This is a genomic window from Dermabacter sp. HMSC06F07, assembly GCF_001807345.1.
Lineage (GTDB): Bacteria > Actinomycetota > Actinomycetes > Actinomycetales > Dermabacteraceae > Dermabacter > Dermabacter hominis.
The window spans coordinates 157,507-181,185 of sequence record NZ_KV788577.1 but is presented as its reverse complement, the minus strand read 5'-3'; the positions used below and the strand labels follow the sequence as shown (position 1 = coordinate 181,185).

Here is a 23,679-nt window from a genome sequence, read left to right as displayed (position 1 = left end):
CATGAAAGGACCCCTCGTGGACCTTCTCGAACATCACGCGCGTGAGCTATTCGCCCGCCACGGCGTTCCCGTTCTCGACGGTCGTCTCGCGACAACCCCGCAGGAAGCGCGCACGGCCGCGGACTCGCTCGACTCTCCCGTGCTGGTCGTGAAGGCTCAGGTCAAGGTCGGTGGTCGCGGAAAGGCCGGCGGCGTTCGGGTCGTTCGCACTCCAGCGGAAGCCGAAGATGCAGCCCGAGCGATCCTCGGTATGGACATCAAGGGGCACACGGTTCATTCCGTCCTGGTTACCGAGGGCGCCGAGATCGCCGAGGAACACTACTTCTCAATCCTTCTGGACCGCTCCTCGCACGGCCTCACCGCGCTGTGCTCGAAGGAAGGCGGCGTGGAGATCGAACAGCTGGCGAAGGAGCGGCCGGAGGCACTCGCGCGCCGCGAAATCGACCCGCTCGAGGGCCTCACGGCGGAAGCATCGCGCGATCTTCTCGAAGCTGCGGGCTTCGATGCCGAGCAGATCGGCGCCATCGCCCCGGTTCTCGAACGGCTTTGGGAGGTTTATCGCGACGAAGACGCGACTCTCGTCGAGGTCAACCCCCTCGTCACCACCACGGGGGGAGAGATCCTCGCCCTCGACGGCAAAGTGTCGATCGACGATAACTCGCTGTTTCGTCACGACGACCTTGCCGCCCTCGCCTCAACCGACAGCAAGGACCCCCTGGAGGAAGAGGCCCAGCGCCTCGGCCTCAATTACGTGAAGCTCGACGGCGAAGTCGGCGTTGTGGGCAACGGTGCAGGCCTCGTGATGTCGTCTCTCGACGTTGTCGCTTACGCGGGTCGCGACTTCGGCGGGATTCATCCGGCGAACTTCCTCGATATCGGCGGCGGTGCATCGGCGAGCGTCATGGCCGATGGGCTCGGGTTGGTCCTCGCCGACCCTCAGGTGAAAAGCGTATTTATCAACGTGTTTGGCGGTATTACCGCGTGCGATCAAGTCGCCCTCGGCATCGTCGGCGCCCTCGAGAGAATCGGCGACCGCGCAGCGAAGCCGATTGTCGTGCGACTCGACGGCAACGCCGTGGAGGAGGGGCGCGAGGTTCTTCGCCGCGCGAAGCACCCGCTCGTGCACATCGCGGATTCAATGGACGACGCCGCGAGGCAAGCCGCCGCGCTCGCCGCTGGAAAGTAGGGCAATCATGGCGATTTTTCTTGACGACAACTCCCGCATCATCGTGCAGGGCATCACCGGAAGCGAGGGTCTCAAGCACGCGCGCCGCATGAGCGCCGCGGGCGCCCAGATCGTGGGTGGGGTCAACCCGAAGAAAGCCGGGAGCGACGTGGACCTCGGCAACCGTCGGACCCCGGTTTTCGGCACGGTGGCCGAAGCGATGCGCGAAACCGGCGCGAATGTCTCCGTGGTTTTCGTGCCGCCCAGGTTTGCGAAGGGGGCCGTGATCGAAGCGATCGAGGCGGGTATGCCACTCGTCGTCGTCATCACGGAGGGCATCCCTGTTCTGGACACCGTCGAGTTTTATGCGCGCGCGCAGCGCAGTGGTCGCACGCGCATCATCGGGCCGAACTGCCCGGGGATCGTCTCGCCGGGTCTGTCCAACGCGGGGATCATCCCCGACCACATCACGGGCCCGGGCCCGATCGGGCTCGTTTCTAAATCCGGCACCCTCACGTACCAGATGATGCACGAACTCTCCGACATCGGCTTCACGACCGCGATCGGAATCGGCGGCGACCCGGTCGTGGGCACGAGCCACATCGATGCCCTCGATGCTTTCGAAGCAGACCCCGCGACGGAGGTGATCGTCATGATCGGTGAAATCGGGGGAGACGCCGAGGAGCGCGCCGCCGAATTCATCCGCGCGAAGGTCACGAAACCCGTCGTCGGCTATATCGCTGGCTTCACCGCTCCCGAAGGCAAAACAATGGGGCACGCGGGCGCTATTGTGAGCGGCTCAAGCGGAACGGCGCGCGCGAAGAAGGCGGCGCTCGAGTCTGCGGGTGTGCGCGTGGGAACGAGTCCGAGTGAGGCCGCGAGGCTCGTACGAGACGGCCTCTAGCGGGCATCCCCTCCCGTCACGGATAGGCGAAGCTCGACGTCGCTCGCTCGCGAGTCCTGCACCGCGTTCGCTGTCTCAGGATTGCGACAAGTTGCGCGCCCCACGACGCCGGCACACTCAGTAGCCTTGCCGCATGAGTACATCAGGACCCACCAGGAAAACGCCGAGCGAGGCCCCACGCTTCAACCCCTCGATGCTTGAGGGCGCTTCGAATTGGGACTCCACGCCCGCGCGCACCTCTCGCAGCGGCGCGTTCCTCAAGTACCTCTTTGGCACGGGTCTCGGCCTCGCCGCGCTCTCGCTCGTGCTGAGCTTTCTCGGTCTTGTCTGCGTCGTGTGCTCGTTCGTCGAACCTTTCGAGCGCTTTGGCCTTGGAACACTGCCCCTCGCGGCTCTCGCGCTCGTGCTCGCGTTTTTGAGCGTCCGCCTTTCGCAGCGACAGGGCGGAAGCGTCCTCCTCTCGTTTGCCGCGATCGCCGCCTCGTTCCCGCTCGTGTTCTTCGGGCTGACTCCGTACGCGTTTATGTTCCTCATGCCGGTGGGGAAGGCCTGAGATCCGACGGTTTCTCGCCCCACGCGTTGCCAAAGGTTTCTAAGGAAGCCGCTTTTAGGATGGGAGGCATGAGTACTCCTTACGGCAACGATCCCGTCAACAATCCCCAGGGCTACCCAGAGCCCGAGAAACCCGAGAATTCGCCGAGCGTCGAGAACGCCCAGCAGGAGCAGTCATCGGCACCGAATTGGCAGGCGCAGGAAGCGCTCGCCCCTTCGCACGACGAGTCCGCTGCTGCGACGCCCGAGGGCGGCGTTGTGCACGAGGTCGGCCCGTTCGCCTCGCAGAATGCTGAGGCTGAGGGAGATCGAAAGTCCCCCGAAGCTTCGCAGAATCCCGAAGCGACTCCGGACACAAGCGAAGACGTGCCGTCGTACGGCTCGACCTACCAGCCCGCCCACTACGGCAACGCCGCAGAAGCGGCTCCCGCGGCTCCGAGCTACGGTGCGTCCGCACAGAATGAGCAGGCGCAGCCGGAAAAGGTCGAGGCTGCTCAGGGTGAGCCGGCGGGCGTTGAGCCCGAACAGCCGCGCGAAGAATCCACGCAGTTTGGTTCCTACGGCGCACCGTCGCACGGCGGTGAGTCGAGCGCCACCGAGCAGCACAGCGAGCAATCCACGCAGTTTGGCGCCTACGGCGCACCGGGCCACGAGGGCGCGGCGTCCCAGTCGCAGAGCTACGGCGGGGCCAGCTACGGCGCACCCAGCTATGGCGCGCCGAGCGAAGCGCCCAGCTACGGTTCGTCGCAGCAGAACCAGACTTATGGCGCCCCGAGTGGCGCGCCTGATAGCGGCTACTCGAATACGGACAGCAGCGCCGCGCAGTACGGCACGGCAGCATCCGCAGCGTCGGCAAACTCGGCAACCCCGGCAGCGTCGGCAACCTCGGCAGCTCCCGCGTACTCGGCTCCGTCGGCCCCTTCGGCGAACGAGCCGCAGCAGTTTGACTCGACCGTCGCGGGATCCGGGCAGGCGTCGGCCTTCCAGCAGCCCGGTGAAGCGCAGGGCTTCGGCGCCCAGACTTCAAGCGCCGTGAGCGAGGGGTACGGCAGTGAATCCGCACCCCAAGCGCAGAGCTATGGCCAGCAGAGCTACGGCAACGACTACAGCCAGCAGAGCTACGGCCAGCAGAACCAGCAGCCTAGCTACGCCCAGGGCTATGGCCAGCAGCAGGCCCCCGAGGGCGGCTACAGTGCGATGAACTCCGGCGATCACGGGGCAGCGCCGCAGGGCGGCTACAGCGCCCAGAACTCGAGCGCTAACCAGTTCCAGCCGAGCAACCCGGGTGTGCAAAGCGGTTACTCGGCACCGAGCGCAAATACCGGCTACCCGACCCCCGCGGGCTACAACCAGCAAGCGCCCACCGCCGCAAGCACACCGAAGAAGAACGGCACTGTGCTCGCCATCATTGGTCTTGTGCTGGCCCTGATCGGTATCGGGCTCTCGTTCGTGCCGCTCATGTTCGTGTATGCCCTTGCACTCCCGCTCGGCCTCGTGGGGCTCGTGCTCGGTGCTTGGGGCGCCGCGCGCGGCTTCAAGGGCGGTAGTGGCAAGGCGCTCGGCATCATCGCGTCGGTGCTCTCGGTTATCACGATCATCATCGGCGTCGTGTCCATCATCATTGGCCTCATCGCGATGCTGTCGTAGCACACCTCTGCTCAATGCGATTTCGCCTCGTGCCATCTCCTTCGAGGAGCGTGGTGCGGGGCGATTTCTTTATTCGCACCGGGAGGGTGTGACCTGTCATACCTTTGTGGCCGGCCGGCGTCTATGATGGCCGCATGAGCGCACCGTCCCTCGGTCCCGGAATGAATCAGCCGCAACCCACGCCCGCACCTCTTCAGACCGGAACGCCCGGCACTCCCGTCGATGCGGGCCAGGTTCAGGTCACCGCGAAGAGCAACGGGAGCAATGCGAACGCGAGGCAATTTTGGCTCACGAGCAGCGCACACCAGGGGGTACGGGCCTACGAGGATGACGATGGCGTGGAGCATAACGTGCAGTGGCGTGTTAATTGAATGGCATAGCGAACGAATCCCATTGAAACTTGAGGCCAGGTGACACCGTGACCATGCACGCCCCCGCCCCTTCGCGCTCTCCGCTCCTTTTGCCCGCTCTTGCCATTGGCGCTCTATTTCTCGCAATCGTGGGCGGCGCACTCGGGCTCCTCAAGTGGGCGATTGTTATAGGCATCGGCATCGGACTCGCAGTGGCGGGGCTCGCCCTAGCCGCGTGGGTTCTCGCGCGTGCAGTCCGGGACGGGGATACCGCCGGCATGTTCGTCGGTTCCGTTGCGGCGATTGCGGCGTTTTTTGCCTCGACGGCAGGAGTGCTCACGCTACTCGCGAGGATCGTGGCACACGACGTGTAGTGCGAGGCGCTTTGTGCGTCTCGGTCGAGGCGGGGGAGCGCAAGCAATGTGGGGTCCGACGCTTGCCGGGCTGCCGTCGGAACCTCACTTATAGAATCGAGCAGCGCCCCCATATTTAGCGCCCCATATTTTCTGCGCCCCGTGCGCCCCACTCGAAGGAGCATCGTGACTGACCTGATCGATACGACAGAGATGTACTTGAAAACGGTGTTCGAGCTGCTCGAACTCGGGATTACGCCGATGCGGGCGCGGATCGCGGAGCGACTGCATCAGTCTGGACCCACCGTTTCGCAGACGGTTGCGCGCATGGAGCGCGATGGCTTGCTCTTCCTTGACGATGAGCGCGTCATTCACTTGAGTATCGAGGGAGAGCGGATTGCCACGGGCGTGATGCGCAAGCATCGCCTCGCCGAGCGCCACCTCATCGACGTCATCGGCCTCGAGTACTCGAAAGTGCACGAAGAGGCGTGCCGCTGGGAGCACGTGATGAGCCTCGACGTTGAGCGTAAGATCGCGTCGCTCCTCACCCCTCCGTATCGCGATCCCTACGGAAATCCGATCCCGGGCCTCGCCGAACTCGAGGGCGGCCTTGAAGATATCCACCCCGGTGTAGCCGAGGGGGTCAACGGCTCGGGAGTTCGGCAAAGTGCGGGTCAAAGACTCGTGGATTGTGACCTGAGCGCAGGGCCGTGCACTGTGCGGGTTGCGTCGATCGGGGAGGTCATTCAGTCGGACGTGTCATTCCTGGCGGATCTCGAGGCCCACGGGGTCGTTCCCGGTGCTGACGTGCGCGTTTATGCCGACGCGGATGCGATCGTTCTCGAGACCGAGGGCGGCGAACCGATCTCGCTTACTCCTTCCGATGCGGGCCACATCGGGGTCGATCCAGTGTGACCTGATTCCGTCTAGGTAAAGGACTGTCAAAGACTTGGAACAGCCTCCGTCAGATCCCACTGACGGAGGCGTTTTGTTTCGTAGAGTCGTACTCGGTTGCGGAAGAGCCGCGCCCTAGCTCCTGGATTTTCATACCTGCTCCGGGAAGCTCGAACTCTTAGGCAGGAGCCGCAAGGTCGAGAACATGGAAGGTCCCCACGTGTCGAATCGTTTCGCGAACACCCATCGCCGCCAGATGCGCCCCGTTACCCCCGTGGCGCGCGCTACCCGTGGCACCGCTGGCGTTGCTTTCGCTGCGACCTTCGTGCTCACCGGCTCCACCGGCGCACTCGCTGACGGCACGACTCAGGCCGATGCCGCTGCCGAGTCGACGAATGTCATCGCCCCCGTCACCGCCCCGGCTGTGACCATCCCCGTCGCTCAGAAGCACGACGACTCAGCTTTCGGCGTGTTCGCCGCTTCGGCCGCGACCCTCAAGCCCAAAGCTCCCGTGGTTGAGGTTGAAGAGCCCGAGGCTCTTAATGACCGCGACGAAGACGAATCCGACAACCGCGAAGAGGATTCGCGCGAGACCGAAGAGAATTCGCGCGAGACCAACGAGACCGAAGAGCGTCGCTCGGACCGCCGCGAAGAGCGCGCAAACGACGAGTCGGAGGACACCGACAACTCCGAGGACACCTCCGATCGCAAGAAGCGCGAAAAGAAGAGCGAGGAGCGCGACAACGAGACCGAAGAAGCCCCGAGCTCGTCGGCTGCTACTGGTTCGATCTTCTCGACTGCTAAGCGAGGCATCGGCGTTCGCTACGTGTTCGGTGGCAGCTCGCCCTCGGGCTGGGATTGCTCCGGCTTCACGTCGTGGGTGTACCGCCAGCACGGTATCCACCTCCCGCACAGCGCGGGCGCCCAGGCACGTATGGGCAAGCGCATCTCCCGCTCTGAGGCTCGCCCCGGCGATCTCGCCTACTACCCCGGCCACGTCGGCATCTACGCCGGCAACGGCATGATCCTCGACGCGGGCAACAGCGCAAAGAACACGAGCATCCGCAAGCTCTGGAACGCGAACTGGTCCTTCTACCGCATCGCTGACTGATCACGACTTTGAGAACGCCACCCCGGATCGTGCCGGGGTGGCGTTTCCTTTTAAGAGGTATGGCCGGTTCGGTAAGGTGAGCCTATGACTATCGTGCGTGAAATCGGGGCCGTGCTCCTGGTGCTTGTCTCGTTCGTGGCAACAACCGTGAGCGTGCCCGCCGCGTGGGTGCGCGACCGCATCGTGAACCGCGAGGGCTTCTTGACGCTCACGAGCCCCCTCGCGCGCGACCTCGACCTGCAAAAGACTCTCGCGAATGAGGCGATGAACCAGGTCGGTGCGGGGCTCCCCATCCCCGAGAGCCTACGGGCAGGGGTGCAGGACATGCTCTTGTCCCAAGTCGGTGCGGTCACAGGCACCGAGGCCTACGGGACGATGTGGTCGGGAACGATGGGGGACATCCACGACCAGCTCACGAGCGGCGCCACGACCGTGACGGTGCACGCCGATCTCACGCCAATCTGGGATGCGCTCCTCGCGCCCGTGAAATCAATTCTCCCGTTCGACATCCCCGATGTCGGACCGACCGTCGTCAACCTCGGTACGTTCGATGCCGGCTGGTTTGAGATTCTTGAGGCCATCGCCGTAAACGCAACCCTCCTTACCGTCGTCGGTATTGCTGCGGGCATCGGCGCGCTTCTCGTGTCGAGCGTTCGGCTGCGCACGCTCATGCTCCTGGGCGTCGCCGTACTGGTGACGGCCCTGACTTGGATCGGCGTGCTCTACGGCCACGCGCTGTGGGTGCCCGAGACTCTGACCGATTCGACCGTTGCCGGGCCCGTGGTCCAGCGCGTTCTCGACGTTGCTGCCCACGACGTTTTCGTTCCGGCGGTCCTGTGCGCTCTCGCGGGTCTCGGCCTCATCATCGCTGCCGTCACAGGCATGTCGATCGTTGCGGCGCGACGGTCGGCCGCGCAGCGCCAGGCGATTCCCGCGACACAGGGCGGATATCCCGAGCGCTGGTAGCCTCGCCCGCATTCGGGGCTTCTTGCTGCCACGAGCGGTTGATAGTGCGCTGACCTACTGGAAACGGCGTGAGGTCGGCGCGAATCTTAATTGTCGATGAACAGGTTCCGACATTTCGATGCTTGTCTTGCCGAAAACTCCCGGCATTGATTTATTTAAAGCGGCTTTAAAAACTACTGGCCCGAACGCGGCAGTCGCTGAGGTGGGGAGGTTCGCACATGGCGCGCACGCGAAATGTGAGTGCAGCATCGCGCTCGGTTCAACCCGAACTGCGCGCAACCGGTCTTCACGTTTCCCCCGAAGAACAGTGCCTCCTCCTGCTGCGCGACCACCGCTCGCTCACGGCAAGCGCTATCGCGAGCCGCACCGATCTTTCGCGGCCCACGATTGACGCTGCTCTGCGTTCTCTTGAGACGGCAAAAATCGTAACCTCGGATCTACGTCCCACAGGAAAAGCCGGTCGACCAGGGCGAACATACACCTTCGTTCCTAGCGACAGGATGGTGGGCGTCGATATTGGTGAGCACGCGATCAGGGCGATCGCCACCGATCGCGCGGGCCGCATTCTTGCGCGCTACGAGGCGGATCGCGTGCGCGAACCCTCGCGCGACACGTTCCTGCGAGACCTCGACGACGTGGTTCGGATCGTGGGCGAAGGCGCCTCGATCGCGGGGGTTGGCCTCGCAGTTCCGGGTATCGTCAAAGCGCAGAAGGTCAAGCTTTCGCGTGTTCTGCCGTACCTTAATGATTGGGATTTTCATCGCGAAATTGAATCCCTCATAAACGTGCCGCTTTTTGTGAGTAACGACGTCAAGGCTGCAGCGCTCGGCGAGGCCCGCCTCGGGGCCGGCACGGTCGACTCATCCCAGGTGACGGTGTGGCTCGGGCGCCGCGTCTCGAGCGCGGTCACCTTCAATGGCGAGCTCTTCGAAGGCGCCAACGGCGTCGCCGGCGAAATGACGACAGCCGTCGGAACTCAATGGACCCCCGGATCGGTATGCGGTGACTGGCAGTGGCCATCTGGCAGAAGCCCCCTCCAGACCGCCGAGCGGGCCCACGCGGGGGATGCCGAATGCCTCGCGAGCCTGCACGACTATCTCAAAGCACTCGCCGACCCCCTTTCGCGCCTCGTCGCGATCCTCGACCCGGAGGTTCTCGTTCTCGCGGGCGCGCTGAGCGAGACATCCGCACCGCTCGCGGATTTCCTCGCCCCCTACCTGAAGGAACGCCTCACCGTCCCCTTCCTGCCGCGGATCAGGCGCTCGGCACACGGGCGCTATTCGACAGCCGTCGGAGCCCTCTACACCGCGTTCACGAACCCGAGCGCACCCGCGCTCGCACACTGGCAACTGCCCGCCCCCACGACCCTGACCGAAAACGACCCCGCAACCGAGCGGGCTGACCACCCGAGCCACGCGCTCGCCAGCTGACCCCTACCCCTATACCCGCTATCCAAGGAGCACACCATGTCTAAATCCACCACCGCCCGCCGTTCCCTCCTCGCCGCGGGTGGCGCTGCGTTCGCAGCCGCCGCCGCTGGCTGTGGCGGTTCCGGCACCGGAGGCACTTCGAGTAAGGGCACGAAGAACGAAATCGGCGACGACCCCGCAAAGATCGAGGGCAGCATTTCCTACGCCTTTTGGGACGTTAACCAGCAGGAAATGCTGGAGGAAATGATCAAGGCGTTCAACGAGAAGTACCCGAACGTGAAGGTTAGCCTCCAGATGACCCCGTGGAAGGAATACTTCGGGAAGCTGCGCACTCAGGTGTCCTCGAAAGCTCTTCCCGACGTGTTCTGGATGACGGGCCCGCACTTCCGCTCCTACGCCGAGAACGGCCAGCTCGCCTCGCTCAAGGGGCTCCAGGATGCGGGTCTGTTCGATCCGAAGAACTACCCGGAAGCGCTCGCCAACATGTACAGCGTCGACGGTGAGCCTTTCGCCGCGCCGAAAGACTTCGACACCGTCGCCATCTGGTACAACAAGAAGCTCTTTGATCAGGCCGGCGTCGCCTACCCCGACGAGACCTGGACGCTCGACACCTACAAGGAGAAGGCCGTCGAACTCGGCGAGAAGCTGCCCGACGGTGTGTGGGGGTGCGCGGAGGTGTTCTCGCGCACCGCGTCTTACTACCACTCGATCGCCATTACGGGCGGCTATGTGATCTCCGACGACAAGAAGAAGTCGGGGTACGACGATCCCAAGACCATTGAAGGCGTGAAGTTCTGGCGCGATCTCATCGAGATCGGCGCATCCCCCGACCTTGACTACCTAGCCGAGAACTCCGCCTACGCCATGTTCGAGAGCGGTAAATGCGCGATGCAGTGGTCGGGCAACTGGCGCGTGCCGGCCATGCTCAAGGCCTCGACCAAGGACGACGTGACCGTCGCGACGCTGCCCGGTGGCGATATCCCGAAGACCGTCGTGCACGGCATCGGCAACTGCATCTCCGCATTCACCAAGAACATGCCGGCGGCTCAGGCTCTCGTTGCCTTCCTCGCCGGTGAAGAGGCCGCAAAGATCAGCGCCGAATCCGGCGCGGCGAACCCCGCCCTCAACGGCACTCAGGATGGCTACGTCGACGCTCACCCGGAGCTCAACCTCCAGGTGTTTATCGACCAGGCCGAGAAGAACGGCGTGGCGTTCCCCATTTCAAAGAGCTGCCCGGACTGGCAGGAGCTCGAAGGGGAGTACCTCACGAAGGTCTTCACCGGTGAACTCACTGCCGAGGAAGGCTGCACCGAGCTCGCGAAGGCCATGAACGAGGTGCTCGCGAAGGAGAAGGGCGAGTGAGCTCGCTCGACGTTTCGAACGCTGCCGCTGGCGCCGCCTCTGAAGAGATTCATGAGGCGGGCCAGCAGGCCCCGCGGAAGAAGAAACGCCGCGGAAGCATGAGCGACGGCATCTGGCCGTGGCTCTTCATCGCCCCGACCGTGATCGGCATTGGCCTCATGTATTTCGTGCCGATGATCATGAGCTTCGGCATGTCGCTCACGTCGTGGTCAACCTTCGAGCCCGCCCACTTCGTGGGGCTCGACAACTTCAAACGCCTCGCCGAGGATCCGCAACTACCGCGTGCGTTCCTCAACACGGTGATCTACACGGTCATCATTCTGCTCGCGATTCCGATCTCCGTTCTTTTCGCGGCGCTGCTCGAGCGCCCGGGCCTCAAGGGTGCCGGGATCTACCGAGCCCTGTTCTTCCTGCCGTACATCGCGATGCCCACAGCGATCTCGATGGTGTGGCGCATGATTTTCCACAGCGAAGCCGGCATCGTGAACGTCATCTTGCGCTTCTTCGGTATCGAAGGCCCTCGGTGGATCACAACCGAATGGGTCGCCCTAATCGTCGTCGCGATTGTGGGGCTCTGGATGAGCATCGGTTTCAAGATCATCGTGCTCGGTGCGGGTCTGAAAACGATTCCGCCCGAAGTGTACGAGGCGGCGCAGCTCGATGGCGCGGGAACGTGGCGTCAGTTCTTCTCGATCACGATTCCACTGCTGACTCCGAGCATCTTCTTCCTCACGGTCACGAGCATCATCGGCGGCTTCCAGCTCTTCGACCTCATCTTCGCGGTTCTTGGCGACGCCAACCCCGTCACGAAGAAGACGCTCTCGCTCGTGTACCTGTTCTACCGCGCGGCGTTCCCGGGCGACGATAAGGGCTACGCCTCCGCGATCGCCCTGCTCATCCTCGTGATCGTCGGCATTCTCACGATCGTCCAGTTCCGGGTCCAGAAGAAGTGGGTGAACTATGACTGATTCCCTCGCTCCCGATCTTCCCTTCGACGACACCAAGGCGAAGAAAAAGAAGAAGCAAAAGCGCAGCAAAGGCCTGCACGGGCACACGTGGGACGCGCACCTGATCCTCGCGATCGGCGCCCTCACGATGCTGTTCCCGTTCCTGTGGCAGATCAAGCTCGCGCTCAGCACCCGCGCCGAAGTCGTCGAAATCCCGATGAACCTCTGGCCCGAGAAACTCCGGTGGGAGAACTTCGCGCGTGTCTTCGAGTTCGTGCCGTTCACCGAGCAGATGACCGTCACCGTCAGTTACGCGATCTTGAGGGTCCTTGCGGAACTCGTGACGTGTTCACTCGCCGGATACGCGTTCGCGCGGATGCGCTTTCGTGGCCGCAAGGTCATCTTCTTCCTTCTGCTCACGGTGCTCATGGTTCCCGGGCAAATCTTCCTCATCCCGCAGTACCAAATGGTCGACGCGGCAGGGCTTCTCGATAACTTCTTCGCGATCCTTGCCCCGGGCCTCGTGAGTGCATTCGGCGTGTTCTTCATGATGCAGTACTTCCGTCGCATCCCCGAGGAACTCGTCGACGCCGCGAAGCTCGATGGCTGCAACCCGTGGCAAATGTTCTGGAAGATCATGCTTCCGCTCGCGCGACCGGCGCTGTTCTCCTTCGGCGTGATCACGCTCCTGTCGGCCTGGAACAGCCTCCTGTGGCCGCTCGTCGTTATCAACTCGACCGAGAAATACCCGGTGGCAGTAGGCCTCGCGATGCTCCAGGGCGACCACCTGGTGGGGCCCGACTACCCGATGATTATGGCGGCGAGCCTCATGGCCATGGCCCCGGTGTTCCTCGCATTCGCCATCATGCAAAAGAAGGTCATTGAAGGCTTTGCCCTCTCGAGCTTCCGCTAAAACCTTCGGTTCAGTGTCACCTGAAAGAATGAACGAATGATCCTCCAATCTGAGCCGCGCCCGCGCGTGGGCATCGTGGGCACGGGCGGCATTTCCCGTTCCCACGCCCGCGGCTGGCGGGCCCTCGACGCAGACATCCACGTGTTCAGCAACCAGGGAGCGGAAGACTTCGCCGCCCAGTTTGCGCCCGTCACGATCCACGACTCGTTCGAGAGTCTCCTCGGGGCGGTCGACGTCATTGACGTGTGTACCCCGACCCCTTCGCATCCCGAGTACGTGCACGCCGCGCTCGATCACGGCACGCACGTGCTGTGCGAGAAGCCGCTCGCCCTCTCATCGGGTGAGGCTGCGCGCATGGCGGAGCACGCTCGCGAGGCAGGCCTGCTTCTTTTCCCCGCACACGTCGTGCGGTTCTTCCCCCAATATGAGGCGCTTCGCCGTGCCGTCGACTCCGGCCGCCTCGGCGAGCTCGCCGTGCTTCGCTTCGAGCGCTCCGGTTCGATGCCCGTGCAGCCCTGGTTCGCCGACGAATCCGTCAGCGGCGGCATCATCATGGACCAGATGATCCACGACATCGACCAGGCGCTGTGGCTCGCGGGCGAAGTGACGAGCGTCTTCGCCACGCAGAACATCTCGAGCGGTGATCAGAGCGTGCGCGCCGCTCACGTGATCCTCACCCACGCAAACGGCGCACTCACGTTCTGCCGCGGCCTGTGGGGTGCGAAAGGCACCGTCTTCCACTACTCGTTCGACGTCGCGGGAAGCAGCGGCAAACTCACGTACGACTCCGCGAAAAACACCGGGATCGAATTCGACGCGGTTGCCTCGTCGGGTGAGAGCAAGAGCTACCTGCCGAGCGTCGCCGGGATGCGCGATCCCTACGGGGCCGAGATCGAGGATTTCTGGAACTGCGTGAAGCAGGCGAGTGTCGGAAACCCCGGGCCTACCCCGCGCGTGAACGGTTCCGACGCCACCCGCGCCATCGCCGTTGCCGAGGCCGCTCGCGAATCCATCCGTACCGGCGAAAGGATCGTGCTGTGAACGCGACCGACCCCACCCTTGCGGGCCGCGCCCTCCGCGTGGCTGTACTGAGCGCCGCCCACGTCCACGCTGCCTCCTACGTGCGCTTGCTGGAAAGCCGCGCGGACATCGAGGTGGTCCTCGCCGATCCGGACGGCTACGGCGACGTTCCCGCCGAGCACACCGTCGCGACGATCGACGAGGCATGGACGGCATTCGACGGCGAAGCTCCCGACGCCGTCGTCGTCTGTAGCGACAATGCCGGCCACAAAACTCTCGTGCTCGAGGCCGCGCGTCGTGGCATCCACGTCCTGTGCGAGAAGCCGCTCGCGACAACCATTGAGGACGCCGAGGAGATGGTCGACGCCTGCGCGAACGCCTCAGTCGTGCTCATGACGGCCTTCCCCGTGCATTTTTCGCCCCAGGTTGCCGCGCTGCGCCAAGCTGTTGATAACGGCAGCCTCGGCGAGATCATCGCGCTCGCGGGCGCGAACAACGGCAAGCTTCCCGCAGGCCGCGATTGGTTCACCGACCCGGAAGCTGCCGGTGGCGGGGCGCTCGTCGACCACGTCGTGCACATCGCCGAAATTCTCGATTCGCTCTTCGGCGAACCCGAATCCGTGCACGCGGTCGCGAACGGCGTGCTGTACGGCCACACGAACGACGGCGATGCCGAGACCGGCGGCCTCGTGACGTTTCGCTACGCGAACGGGTTAATCGCGACGATCGACTGTTCGTGGTCGCAGCCCGCCGAAGCCCCCACGTGGGGAGGCCTGAAACTGCACGTGGCTGGCACGGGCGGCCAGCTCGACATCGATGCGTTCTCGCAACGCGTCGATGGTCCCGGGCAGTGGCACCCCTTCGGCCTCAACCTCGATGCGCTCCTCCTCGAGGCGTTTCTCGAGGCCGTGCGCAGCGGCGAGGGGCAGGAGCCGTCGGGCGCCGTTGGTGCGCGCACCGTGCGGGTCGTGAACGCTGCGCAGGAGTCTGTGCGCACGGGAAGGCCGGTGCCACTGCGCTGACGCGGTGGCCGCCTTGCGGTGGACGCTACTGCGTACCCACTGCGTACCGGAAGATCGTACGACGAAGCCCAGGCCTTATGACCTGGGCTTTCGTTGTGCCCCCGAGACGATTCGAACGTCCGACACCCGCTTTAGGAGAGCGGTGCTCTATCCCCTGAGCTACGAGGGCAATCGAAAGTCGCATGCTTCACGCTTTCGAGCCCTTCCACTCTAGCGGCGATCGCCGCAGCCTCAAAGTTCCAAGCGGTGCGCGGAAGCGGATGTCACGCGAAGCGGCGCGGGTGGGAGGATGGAGACATGGAAGCTTTTGAGGTGACAGGTGCGGCCATCGTGCTTGCCGGCGGGCGTGGTTCGCGCATGGGCGGCGTCGATAAACCCACTCTCGAGGTGGAGGAGCGTTCCATGCGCGCGAGCGCGCTGTTGGCGGCGCGTTCGGCACTCGGCGAAGGGGCGCCTCTCGTCCTCGTGGGGGAGGAGGGCGCGGACGTGCAGAGCGTCGGTGCGGTGTGCGTGCGGGAGGAGCCGCCCTTTTCCGGTCCTGTCGCGGGGCTCGCGCGTGGACTGGCTGAGTTGGAGCGGCTTGGGAGCACTGATGAGGTGGTGCTTGTGCTCGGCGGAGATATGCCATGGCTCGAGCCGCGCGTGCTCGGCGCTCTCGTACATGAGTGCGCGGGAGCGCCCGGAAAGGTTGCGGGTGCCGTGGATGCGGGCGGGCGTCGGCAATTCCTGTGCGCCGCGTGGCCGCGCGCGGTGCTTGCGCGCGCTCTTTCGCACGTTGCGGGGGAGGGTGGCTCTCTCGTTGGGGCGAGCGCGAAATCCCTCTATCGCGCTCTCGGCGGGCTTGCGCCCGAGCCCGTTCAGTCGGCGTGGCTTGACGTTGGTACGCTTGCAGGCGCGAGCGGACTAGCGCCGGAGCTAGTGGCCCGCTCGCTCAGCGATATTGATTCACCCGAGCAGCTCGAGCAGGCCCGCTCGCGCCGCTGAGTGCCGGTGTTTGCGAAAGGACTTTGATGCACGCGCTATCACGCCCTGCTTCCCGCTTTTTTACCCTCGTGTGTGCGGCCCTTGCCGCGATGATGATTCTCGCGGCGCCCGCACTCGCGCACGATCGACTCGTGGGTTCGACGCCGGCGGATGGCGCCGAGATCCTCCAGGGGGAGGCCCGCACCATTACGCTCGAGTTTTCCGCGGAGCCGCTCAAGCTCGGGAACGAGGTGCGCGCGAAGGATTCCGCCGGAACGGTTCTGTTTGAGGGAGAGCCCCAGGTCGATGGACACGAGGTCCGTGTCGAGCTCGACCAGCTCCCAGCTCCCGGCGACATGACCCTCGAATGGCGCGTCGTGAGTTCCGACGGCCACCCGATTTCGGACACGCTCACCTACACCGTCAAGGAGGACCCGAGCAAGCCTTCCGAGGAGGCGGCAAGCTCCGCCACGGAAGAGAGCGCGGGCGAAGGGGCCGACGGTGGCTCGGCGTCCGGTGACTCCGGTAAGAGCGGCGATGCGGCCGGTAAGGGCGACAAGAACGACAAGACGAGCGCGGAGGCCACTGCGACGTCGATCGAAACACCCGACAAGGTTGTCACCGATGAGAAGAAGTCGTTCAACTGGGCGCTGTGGCTCCCGGTGATTGTGGTGGCGTTGCTCGCGATCGTCGTGGCTATCTGGCTTCTGCGAAAGAACGACGACGAGGACTAACCCACTCATAACTGAATTGCATAGGGGTTGTGGGGGTAATGGCGCGGTAAATCCGTGGGGTTCCGCCAAAACCCCATAACTGGCTCTTCGCGATTTGTGGTGAATGATCCTGCTGGGGCGGGTATTCACGCTACGGTTCTTGCGGCGCTGGTCAGCAGGATGCGCATCCGGTAGTTCTCTGGGTTGCGGAATCCGCGGCCGGTGCGTTTGATGTTCTTGGTGCCGGTGTTCGCGGCCTCGAACGCAGCGCTGCTCTAATACGACGAGTGCAAGTCCAATCCGAACGAGTTGTTAAGACGAGTTCAGAGGAACTCGTTCGTGGAAAATCATGGGCTTGAACCTCACGAATCAGTGAGCGAGTTCTGTTGCGAATTAATGCCCTGTGAGGAAGGTTTTGCGAATGATGAGGCTTCAACTTCCTAACGGGCTTCGGGCTCGGACCCCCTCGGTAAGTGGAGTCAGCCGTGATAACTTAGTCGGGGGCTGTTCGGACATTGCCCGGAGGCGCCGGGTGTAGCTTTAGCTGGGGGATCGGTAGTCGTGTCGGTCACCGAAGTTTATGGCAAGTTCGCGCCTGGAGGCTATGACTCCTGAAGCTTGGTCCGGTATGTCTTTTAAGAGCGGGACAGGCACGAACGTTGACATAGATCAATGTTCATTCGAAATGGCGGAGGTTGAGGAGTTGCCCGACGAGCAGAAGCAACCCCTGTTGCTTAGCCCTGAGTTGGTTGTTCCTACATTGGGCCTAGAGGCTGCTGGGCCGTCACGTTTGACAGTTGAGGATTACCGACACACCGATCCCTCACGGGATCGCTCGAGATGTCAATCAATGGTCAGGAATGGTGCTTGGACACGAGATCGTGGCGCAGGCTATCTGGGAAGTCTCTGACGAATTTATATTGACTGGATCTGAACCACTATTGTGACTATCTGAGGAGTTTCTCATGAATCACCCTGCAAAAGTACTCATTTCAGGGGGAGCTGGCTACATCGGAAGCACGGTTGCTTCTAGGCTACGGGACGAAGGTTTCGAGGTAGTAGTTCTGGACAACCTCATCACCGGTCGACGTGAGTTCGTTGAAGGCCTGACGTTCTATGAGGGGGATATCGCCGATCGTGCCCTACTAGACCGGATCTATGAGGAGCATCCTGACATCGCAGTCGTGCTTCATTTTGCAGCACTGATAGTGGTTCCCGATTCGGTTGCGGACCCGCTGGGTTACTACGAAGCGAACATCAGCAAGTCCCTGGCGTTCGTGCGCGGATTGATTGCGAACGGCTGTTCGCAGCTTGTGTTCAGTAGTTCGGCGTCAATCTACGCTGTGAGCGAGGACTTTTCGGTAGACGAGAGCTCAGAACTGGCCCCTACGAGCCCATACGCTAGAAGCAAGGCGATGTTTGAGGTAATGCTTCAAGACATCGCTGCGGCGAGCGACATCAACGTACTGTCGTTGCGTTACTTCAATCCCATTGGCTCTGACCCTAAGTTTAGAACCGGGCTTCAAATAGCTTCACCCTCGCACGCCCTCGGTAAGTTGATTGAAGCACACCGAGGCGATACTGAATTCCAAATCACGGGCACTGATTATCCCACTCGGGACGGTTCGGGAATTAGGGATTATGTCAATGTTTGGGATCTCGCAGAAGCGCATGTTGCTGCAGTACGGGAGTGTGCAAAAATCGCAGCCGACTCCGCCTATCAAGTTATCAACTTGGGCACAGGTGAAGGAACTACCGTTCGTGAGCTAGTCGCCGCGTTCGAGAGCGTGGTCGGGGAGAGTGTGCGTGCCGTTGAAGCTCCGCGCCGTCCTGGCGACAGCGCTGGGGCGTTTACTCGTTCCAGGAAGGCAGCGGAGCTCTTGAACTGGACTGCATCGACATCTCTTGAGGACGGTATTGCGAGTACCCTGGAGTGGTTCGAGCGTCGGAAGCTTATACTCCCCGATTTGGCAGACTGAGCAGCTCATTCTGACGTGAAGCCCAAGCGAGGGCACGAGGGATCAGAGTGGAGAGAGCTCGCAGCATCGCGCTGCGAACCATTATTCTCGTGCACAGGCTCGTGGTCCTCCGGGATGTGGATGACTTGACAACACCCATCACAGCAGGGCAACGAGCCGTTCTACGTCAGCGACGCGACGCTCCCCTTCACCACGAACCTTGAAAACCCCCACAACCTCTATGGAATTGAAGAAGGGGCGCTTCCCGGAATCGGGAAACGCCCCTTCAGTGCTAACGCCGTGGCGCTAGCGACGAGTCAATGGTGATCAGCCGTGGAACTTGTCGAAAGCGTCCTTGCCCTTATCGGCACCGCCAGCAATCTTGTCGCCGAGCTGGTCGGGAGCGACGTCCTGAGCCTTCTCGCTCGCCTTGTCAATCGCGCCGTCAACCTGAGCGTCGTGCTCCTTGGCGAAATCCTTGACCTTGTCTTCGTTCTGTTCGAACGCGCCCTTGGCCTTGTTCAGTGCGTCATCGAATCCCATGTCAAGTCCTTTCCTAGAGTCTCAACTGCGTGAGCCTCCCGTGTGGAAGCTACGACGAAAACGCTAGGGAACAAACCTGGAGGGTTCGTGAACGTCGTCAGAGAAGAGTGCGCGAGGGTAAAAATGCGGTAAGGAGCGGCGCGCCACATGCCCGCCTCAGCGGCTCAGGGGCTCGGCTCGGATACCGTGGGAAGGTGAGTTGGTTTGGACGTTCAAAACGCGCGAAATCTCAGGGCAGTAAGAAGGCCGAGGATGACGCGCTGACTTCACGCGCGCGCGAAAGTCACGCGTGGGTGGGGCGATCGGCGAGCGCCGAGGGCGCCCGGGATGCTAGCGAGGCCGAAAACGCAAAAAATGACGGCGGCTCGCATGCGGCCGAGGAGCACACGCTCGAGATTCGTGACCCGCATGAGACGCGCGAAGAGATGCACGAGTACGCCGAAAGCAGTGTCGAGGATACCGGCGCGCACGTGTTCACCCCCGCGGCGTTCGACGACGATGATGACGTCACCGACCTGCAGGGTGCCCTATCGCGCGTGCTCGTGACGGAAGCCAGCCGCGAGGAGCGGATCGAGGAATCGCTCGCGACGTGGCGCACGGCTCTCGCGTCACTCGCCGGCGACCAAGACTTCCTCACGGACATGCGCTCGGGTGCGTTTCTCGACCTCACGAACTCGCATCCGCAGGGGCTCGCCCACCTATTCGCGAGCCGCGGCTCCACACGACTCTCCTCGCTCGTGCGCGAGGAAGCTTCCCTCGAGCGTGCGCGCGAAGCCGCGTTCCAGATCCGTGAGAGTGCCCTCGCCCACGCCGAAAACCGCGGTCTCACGACGTGCCATCTCGCGATCGGTGAGGCAACGTGGGTGGATCTTTCGGGTGAGCAGGTGCACGCGCCGCTCCTTTTGCGTCCGCTCAATTTGCACGTGCGTGGCGGCGCCCGCGAGGACATCGACATCGACCTTGACGCCGCTGTCGACCTCAACCCCCTCGTGCTGAGGGCCCTTCGCGACGAAGGCGTCCTCATCGACGCCCGCGCGCTACTCGAACTTACCGACTCTCACCACGGTTTCGATCCGCAGCCGGTCCTCGACGCGTTCCGCTCGCTCGGGGAACCGCTTCCCGGTTTCCGCATCTCTCACGCTCTTGTCGTTGGCAACCTCGTGGATACCTCGGGCCCCATGCTCGAAGACTTCGATGTTCCGGCCGAGGACCTCGCGGACCTGCCGATCATCGGCGCGCTCGCGGGTGACGAAGAATCACGCGATGAACTCGCAGTTGAGCCTTCCTCAGAAGAGGAGGTGCCCGAGTCGGTCGCGAGCGCCGATGCCGATGCGCGCCTCATTGCCGAGAACCTCCAGGGGCGCCCCGCGCTCGTGGTTCACGGCGCGCCAGGTCGCCCTCTCGCGCCCACCGTCGTGGCGTTCGCGGCTGAACAGATCGCCGCCGGTAAACGCGTGCTTCTCGTGTCGCAGAGCTCGAGTCGCCTCGCTGAGCTTCAGTCAGAAATCGAGGCCGCGGGCCTCGAGGACATCCTCCTCAGCCTCGTCCCCGATCCGCATCTTCAGCGCGAGGCGAGCCGCTCGATGCTGCTCTCGCTCGCGAAAGCAAGCTCGTTCGTGCCGCCCGTCAGTCTCGCTGAGCCCGAAGGGCTGGCAGAGGCGCGCGACGTGCTCACGGGGCACGTGGAGGCGATGCACCGCGTGCAGGAACCGTGGGGTGTGAGCGCCCACGAAGCGATCAATGAACTGGCCGATCTTGCCCGCCGCCGCCCCGCGCCGCGCACGGGCGTGCGGCTCACGTCGAACGTCGCCGTGGCGATCCTCAAGGATCGCGAACGGTACGAGCGGCTCATGCGCGAGGCAGTCGAATCGGGCGCGCTCGGCATGGTTCCCGAGGACACCCCGTGGTACGGGGCCTCGATCACGAGCGAGCACCAGGCCAAGCGCGCACTCGAACTCGTGACCGAGCTCGATGAGGCCTCACTTCCGCAGCTCATAGAGCACGCCGAGGCTCTCGGCGCGCCGTGCAACCTTGAAAAGGCCCGCAGCTTCGCGGAGCTTCGGCACACGGTGCGCGTTCTCGATGCCATGCGCTCCCTCTTCCGCCACGTGCGCCCGGAGCTTTTCAACGAGAAAATCGACATGCTTCTCGCAGCGGTTTCCGACAAAACCTACCGCGAGGAACACGGGGCGGTCATGGGCTTTGGCGAGCGTCGCCGCTGGAAGAAGCTCGCAAAATCGATGCTGCAACCGTCGGAAAACACGGAGAACTTGCGCGCGCACCTCCTGGCCGCTCAGGACATCCACCGCCAGTGGGAAGCGATCGCGACCGACGCGGGCCTCACCCCGGTTGTGCCGAAGTCGCTCGGTGAAGTCGAGGCGCTCGTGGGTAGCACGCAAAAGAGCCTCGATGAACTGCAGGTTCTTCTCGCGGGCACCGAGCAGGGCACCGACTTCGACAACACCGAACTTGGCGCGCTTCACGAACGCATGAAAGAGCTCCACGCGCGAAGCGAGGTGCTCGATGTTCTCCCTCGCCGCACGAAGGTCATGCGTGAGCTTGAATTCGAGGGATTCGCGGCGCTCCTTCGCGATATTCGCGGCCCGGAAATCACAAGTGACCTCGCCGTCGCCGAGCTCAACCTCGCGTGGTGGGTGAGCGTGCTCGAGTTCATCGCGCGGGCTGAACCGACCCTTTCGCAGTACGACGGCACGAAGCTTTCCCAGGTGGCCGAGCGCTATCGCCGCCTCGACGTGCACAATCTCAACGCCGGTCGCTTCCGGGTTCGCAAGCGCGTGGACGAGCTGCTCGTGGAAACCATGAAGCGTTTCCCGGAAACGTCGCGCAGCGCGATCATCGAGCTCAATACTCCGGGAACGATGAGCGTGCGCGACACCGCCGGGAAGTATCAGGACATCATGTTCCGTGCGCGGCCACTGTGGCTCGCTTCGCCGTTTATGGTGCCGCAAATGATTCCCGCCGGACGCCACTTCGATCTCGTCATTCTCGCCGATGCCGCGCGTCTTCCCACGGCTGCGGCGATCCCGGCTCTGTCGCGAGCGAGCCAGGCCGTGATCGTCGGCGACCCGTTCGACTTCGTTGATGGCGATGATGTTCGCGCCCACCATTCGGGCATGGCCCGCCTCCTCGACGAAGCGAGTGAAGTCGCGCCCGTGCTGCGGCTCGTGCGGGACACGCATCCCGCGACCGGGGGAGTGCGACGCTTCGTCGAGAACCGCGCGAAGGCGCTCGATGCGGGATGGGGTGCGCTGCTCGCGCCGCCGAGCCCCGAGCACATCGACGAGGACACCTTCATCTACGTCCCGGATGGCAGGGGCCCCGTGCGCCAGGGCGCGGAATTTGTGGAGTCGACCGACGCCGAGCTTCGCCGCGTCACCGACCTCGTGATCTACCACGCGCGCCACAACCCCGAGCGCTCACTCGCGGTCCTGACCCTCACACCCACGCATGCCAAGGCCGTCCAGGACTCGGTCATGCGGTCTGTGAGTCGCCTGCCCGATCTGCACGACTTCTTCAACCCCGAGCGCGAGGAATTCTTCACGGTCGTGCCCGCGCAGGCGGCAACAGCGATCGTGCGCGACGACGTCATCGTGTCACTCGGCTTCGGTCTCACGCCCCACGATCGCCTCTTGCATCGCTTCGGCCCGCTGTCGACGGACGCCGGCCGCAGGGCCCTCCTCACGGTTTTGACCCGTGCCCGCTTCCATACGAGCGTCGTAAGCGCCGTGCGCAGCAGCGATCTCGAGGTGGATAGGCTTCGCACCGAGGGTGCGCGTGACCTGCGGCTCTTACTTGAATTCCTCGAGGCTGGATTCTCGCAAGACGTGCTTGATCACGAGGATGCAGTGGAGATCGAGGAGCCGTCGGAACCTGCCGAGCAGAACGAGAGTGCCGACGCTAGCCCCGCCGAAACCGAACCCTCGGAACCGGTCGACACCGGCGAGGACAGCGAGGGCGACGAGCCTGATGCCGAAGGCGAACCCGGAACTGCGGTCGAGGGCGAGGCTACCGACGCTCCTGAGCATCCCGCCGAACCGGACATCCCCGATAGTTCCGAAGCGCTCGTCGCCGACCTCGCCGATCGTCTGTGGCGCGCGGGTTACACGGTCGAACTTGATTACGGCCTGTCGAGCGAACGCGTCGAACTTGCGATCGCCCACCCCGAGCTTCCCGGGCGCTACCTCGTCGCCGTCGCGACAGACGGCCCGCGCTACCGCGAAATCACGGACCAGCGTGAACGCGACCGCTTGAGCGCAGAGCGTCTTGAAGCGGCGGGATGGACCGTGGAGCGCGTCTGGTCGTGGGCCCTGTTCATCGATCCCGAGGGTGAAGCAGAACGCGTGATCAAGAGCGTCGAGCGCGCCTACCACGACTACCTCGAGCAGCAGGACATCAAGATCGGGCGGGGCGCTGCCCGCCATCGCTTGCCGAAGCCGAAGATCCCGGCCGGTCACCCGTTGAGCTTCTACGGACCGGACGACTTCGATCAGGTCGTCGCCTACATCTGCTCGGACGGGCAGGCTCGATTCTCCGAGCAACTCGCTACGGAGGTGCGCGAGTTCCTGGCGTTTACCGAGCGCAGCGTCCTGCTCGACGTGTCAGTTTCAGCCGCGATCCGTCGCTACCTCGCGAAACAAAGCGAGGGAGAGGCTCGGTGAGCGAGAAAAAGGCTCGCGGCAGGCTCGTCGTTTCCTCCATCACGGGAAAGCCCATGGAGGTCGAGCCAGCGAAGGACCGCGTGATCCCGAAGCGGGCACCGGCCGATCGCGGCGACGACTCAAACGACGAGCGGCTCATGCGGGACGTGCCGCCGCACTGGGGCCGCACACGATAGCGAAGGATGCG

At 63.6% G+C, this 23,679-nt stretch carries 21 protein-coding genes, 1 tRNA gene and 1 pseudogene; 20 read left to right on the top strand and 3 right to left on the bottom strand.

Annotated elements, in window-relative coordinates; all coding sequences use genetic code 11:
* The first annotated feature begins 16 nt into the window (after positions 1-16).
* The 15 genes from sucC (at position 17) to HMPREF3157_RS03115 (ending at position 14,636) form a co-directional block, all read left to right on the top strand.
* Positions 17-1,186: an ADP-forming succinate--CoA ligase subunit beta gene (gene sucC, locus HMPREF3157_RS03185; RefSeq protein WP_070435489.1), complete on the top strand. Its 1,170-nt coding sequence runs from the start codon at positions 17-19 to the stop codon at positions 1,184-1,186.
* A 7-nt stretch (positions 1,187-1,193) separates the two neighbouring features.
* Positions 1,194-2,069 carry a succinate--CoA ligase subunit alpha gene (gene sucD / locus HMPREF3157_RS03180; protein WP_070435488.1) on the top strand — a complete coding sequence of 292 codons (876 nt, stop codon included), beginning with the start codon at positions 1,194-1,196 and terminating at the stop codon, positions 2,067-2,069.
* Between the two features lie 133 nt (positions 2,070-2,202).
* The gene (locus tag HMPREF3157_RS03175) at positions 2,203-2,622 is read left to right on the top strand and encodes a hypothetical protein (RefSeq protein WP_016663941.1); all 420 of its coding nucleotides are present in this window, start codon (positions 2,203-2,205) and stop codon (positions 2,620-2,622) included.
* A gap of 68 nt (positions 2,623-2,690) precedes the next feature.
* Entirely contained in the window at positions 2,691-4,268 is a 1,578-nt protein-coding gene (locus HMPREF3157_RS03170) for a hypothetical protein (protein ID WP_141740598.1), read from the top strand.
* 134 nt (positions 4,269-4,402) lie between these two features.
* Entirely contained in the window at positions 4,403-4,639 is a 237-nt protein-coding gene (locus tag HMPREF3157_RS03165) for a hypothetical protein (RefSeq protein ID WP_016663943.1), read from the top strand.
* A 47-nt stretch (positions 4,640-4,686) separates the two neighbouring features.
* Positions 4,687-4,992, top strand: a complete 306-nt coding sequence (locus HMPREF3157_RS03160; RefSeq protein ID WP_016663944.1) for a hypothetical protein — start codon at positions 4,687-4,689, stop codon at positions 4,990-4,992.
* 165 nt (positions 4,993-5,157) lie between these two features.
* A complete protein-coding gene (locus HMPREF3157_RS03155; RefSeq protein WP_016663945.1) occupies positions 5,158-5,886 on the top strand; it encodes a metal-dependent transcriptional regulator in 729 nt (242 codons plus the stop codon).
* 184 nt (positions 5,887-6,070) lie between these two features.
* Entirely contained in the window at positions 6,071-6,976 is a 906-nt protein-coding gene (locus HMPREF3157_RS03150) for a C40 family peptidase (RefSeq protein ID WP_016663946.1), read from the top strand.
* 84 nt (positions 6,977-7,060) lie between these two features.
* Positions 7,061-7,942 (top strand): hypothetical protein, encoded by an 882-nt coding sequence (locus tag HMPREF3157_RS03145; protein WP_016663947.1) that lies wholly within the window; start codon positions 7,061-7,063, stop codon positions 7,940-7,942.
* A gap of 218 nt (positions 7,943-8,160) precedes the next feature.
* The gene (locus HMPREF3157_RS03140; protein WP_016663948.1) at positions 8,161-9,372 is read left to right on the top strand and encodes an ROK family transcriptional regulator; all 1,212 of its coding nucleotides are present in this window, start codon (positions 8,161-8,163) and stop codon (positions 9,370-9,372) included.
* Positions 9,373-9,408: 36 nt separating this feature from the next.
* Positions 9,409-10,734, top strand: coding sequence for an ABC transporter substrate-binding protein (locus tag HMPREF3157_RS03135; protein ID WP_070435486.1), 1,326 nt, complete (start codon positions 9,409-9,411; stop codon positions 10,732-10,734).
* On the top strand, positions 10,731-11,702 hold the full coding sequence (locus HMPREF3157_RS03130; RefSeq protein WP_016663950.1) for a carbohydrate ABC transporter permease: 972 nt from the start codon (positions 10,731-10,733) through the stop codon (positions 11,700-11,702). The genes HMPREF3157_RS03135 and HMPREF3157_RS03130 overlap by 4 nt, the downstream gene beginning before the upstream one ends.
* Positions 11,695-12,594 carry a carbohydrate ABC transporter permease gene (locus HMPREF3157_RS03125; RefSeq protein ID WP_061211050.1) on the top strand — a complete coding sequence of 300 codons (900 nt, stop codon included), beginning with the start codon at positions 11,695-11,697 and terminating at the stop codon, positions 12,592-12,594. The genes HMPREF3157_RS03130 and HMPREF3157_RS03125 overlap by 8 nt, the downstream gene beginning before the upstream one ends.
* A gap of 36 nt (positions 12,595-12,630) precedes the next feature.
* Positions 12,631-13,635, top strand: a complete 1,005-nt coding sequence (locus HMPREF3157_RS03120; RefSeq protein WP_070435485.1) for a Gfo/Idh/MocA family protein — start codon at positions 12,631-12,633, stop codon at positions 13,633-13,635.
* Positions 13,632-14,636 (top strand): Gfo/Idh/MocA family protein, encoded by a 1,005-nt coding sequence (locus tag HMPREF3157_RS03115; RefSeq protein WP_070435484.1) that lies wholly within the window; start codon positions 13,632-13,634, stop codon positions 14,634-14,636. Before HMPREF3157_RS03120 ends, HMPREF3157_RS03115 begins: the two co-directional genes overlap by 4 nt.
* Positions 14,637-14,732: 96 nt before the next feature.
* Here the strand turns inward: HMPREF3157_RS03115 and HMPREF3157_RS03110 are convergent.
* Positions 14,733-14,805 (bottom strand) — tRNA-Arg (locus HMPREF3157_RS03110).
* A gap of 128 nt (positions 14,806-14,933) precedes the next feature.
* On the opposite strand from HMPREF3157_RS03110, the gene HMPREF3157_RS03105 reads away from it, so the two are divergent.
* Both HMPREF3157_RS03105 and HMPREF3157_RS03100 read left to right on the top strand, forming a co-directional pair.
* Positions 14,934-15,620, top strand: coding sequence for a molybdenum cofactor guanylyltransferase (locus HMPREF3157_RS03105; RefSeq protein ID WP_070435483.1), 687 nt, complete (start codon positions 14,934-14,936; stop codon positions 15,618-15,620).
* 26 nt (positions 15,621-15,646) lie between these two features.
* Positions 15,647-16,333 carry a copper resistance CopC family protein gene (locus tag HMPREF3157_RS03100; protein WP_070435482.1) on the top strand — a complete coding sequence of 229 codons (687 nt, stop codon included), beginning with the start codon at positions 15,647-15,649 and terminating at the stop codon, positions 16,331-16,333.
* A gap of 125 nt (positions 16,334-16,458) precedes the next feature.
* Here HMPREF3157_RS03100 and HMPREF3157_RS10375 read toward each other — a convergent pair.
* Positions 16,459-16,587: pseudogene (locus HMPREF3157_RS10375) on the bottom strand (transposase); the annotation flags it as partial.
* Between the two features lie 690 nt (positions 16,588-17,277).
* Here HMPREF3157_RS10375 and galE point away from each other — a divergent pair.
* On the top strand, positions 17,278-18,291 hold the full coding sequence (gene galE, locus HMPREF3157_RS03095) for a UDP-glucose 4-epimerase GalE (RefSeq protein ID WP_070435481.1): 1,014 nt from the start codon (positions 17,278-17,280) through the stop codon (positions 18,289-18,291).
* A gap of 306 nt (positions 18,292-18,597) precedes the next feature.
* Here galE and HMPREF3157_RS03090 read toward each other — a convergent pair whose 3' ends face one another.
* Entirely contained in the window at positions 18,598-18,813 is a 216-nt protein-coding gene (locus tag HMPREF3157_RS03090; protein WP_070435480.1) for an Rv0909 family putative TA system antitoxin, read from the bottom strand.
* 194 nt (positions 18,814-19,007) lie between these two features.
* Between HMPREF3157_RS03090 and HMPREF3157_RS03085 the strand changes: the two genes are divergently transcribed.
* Together HMPREF3157_RS03085 and HMPREF3157_RS03080 are read left to right on the top strand one after the other, a co-directional pair.
* Positions 19,008-23,492, top strand: coding sequence for a hypothetical protein (locus HMPREF3157_RS03085; RefSeq protein WP_070435479.1), 4,485 nt, complete (start codon positions 19,008-19,010; stop codon positions 23,490-23,492).
* Positions 23,489-23,668, top strand: a complete 180-nt coding sequence (locus HMPREF3157_RS03080; protein ID WP_070435478.1) for a hypothetical protein — start codon at positions 23,489-23,491, stop codon at positions 23,666-23,668. Before HMPREF3157_RS03085 ends, HMPREF3157_RS03080 begins: the two co-directional genes overlap by 4 nt.
* The last annotated feature ends 11 nt before the right edge of the window (positions 23,669-23,679 follow it).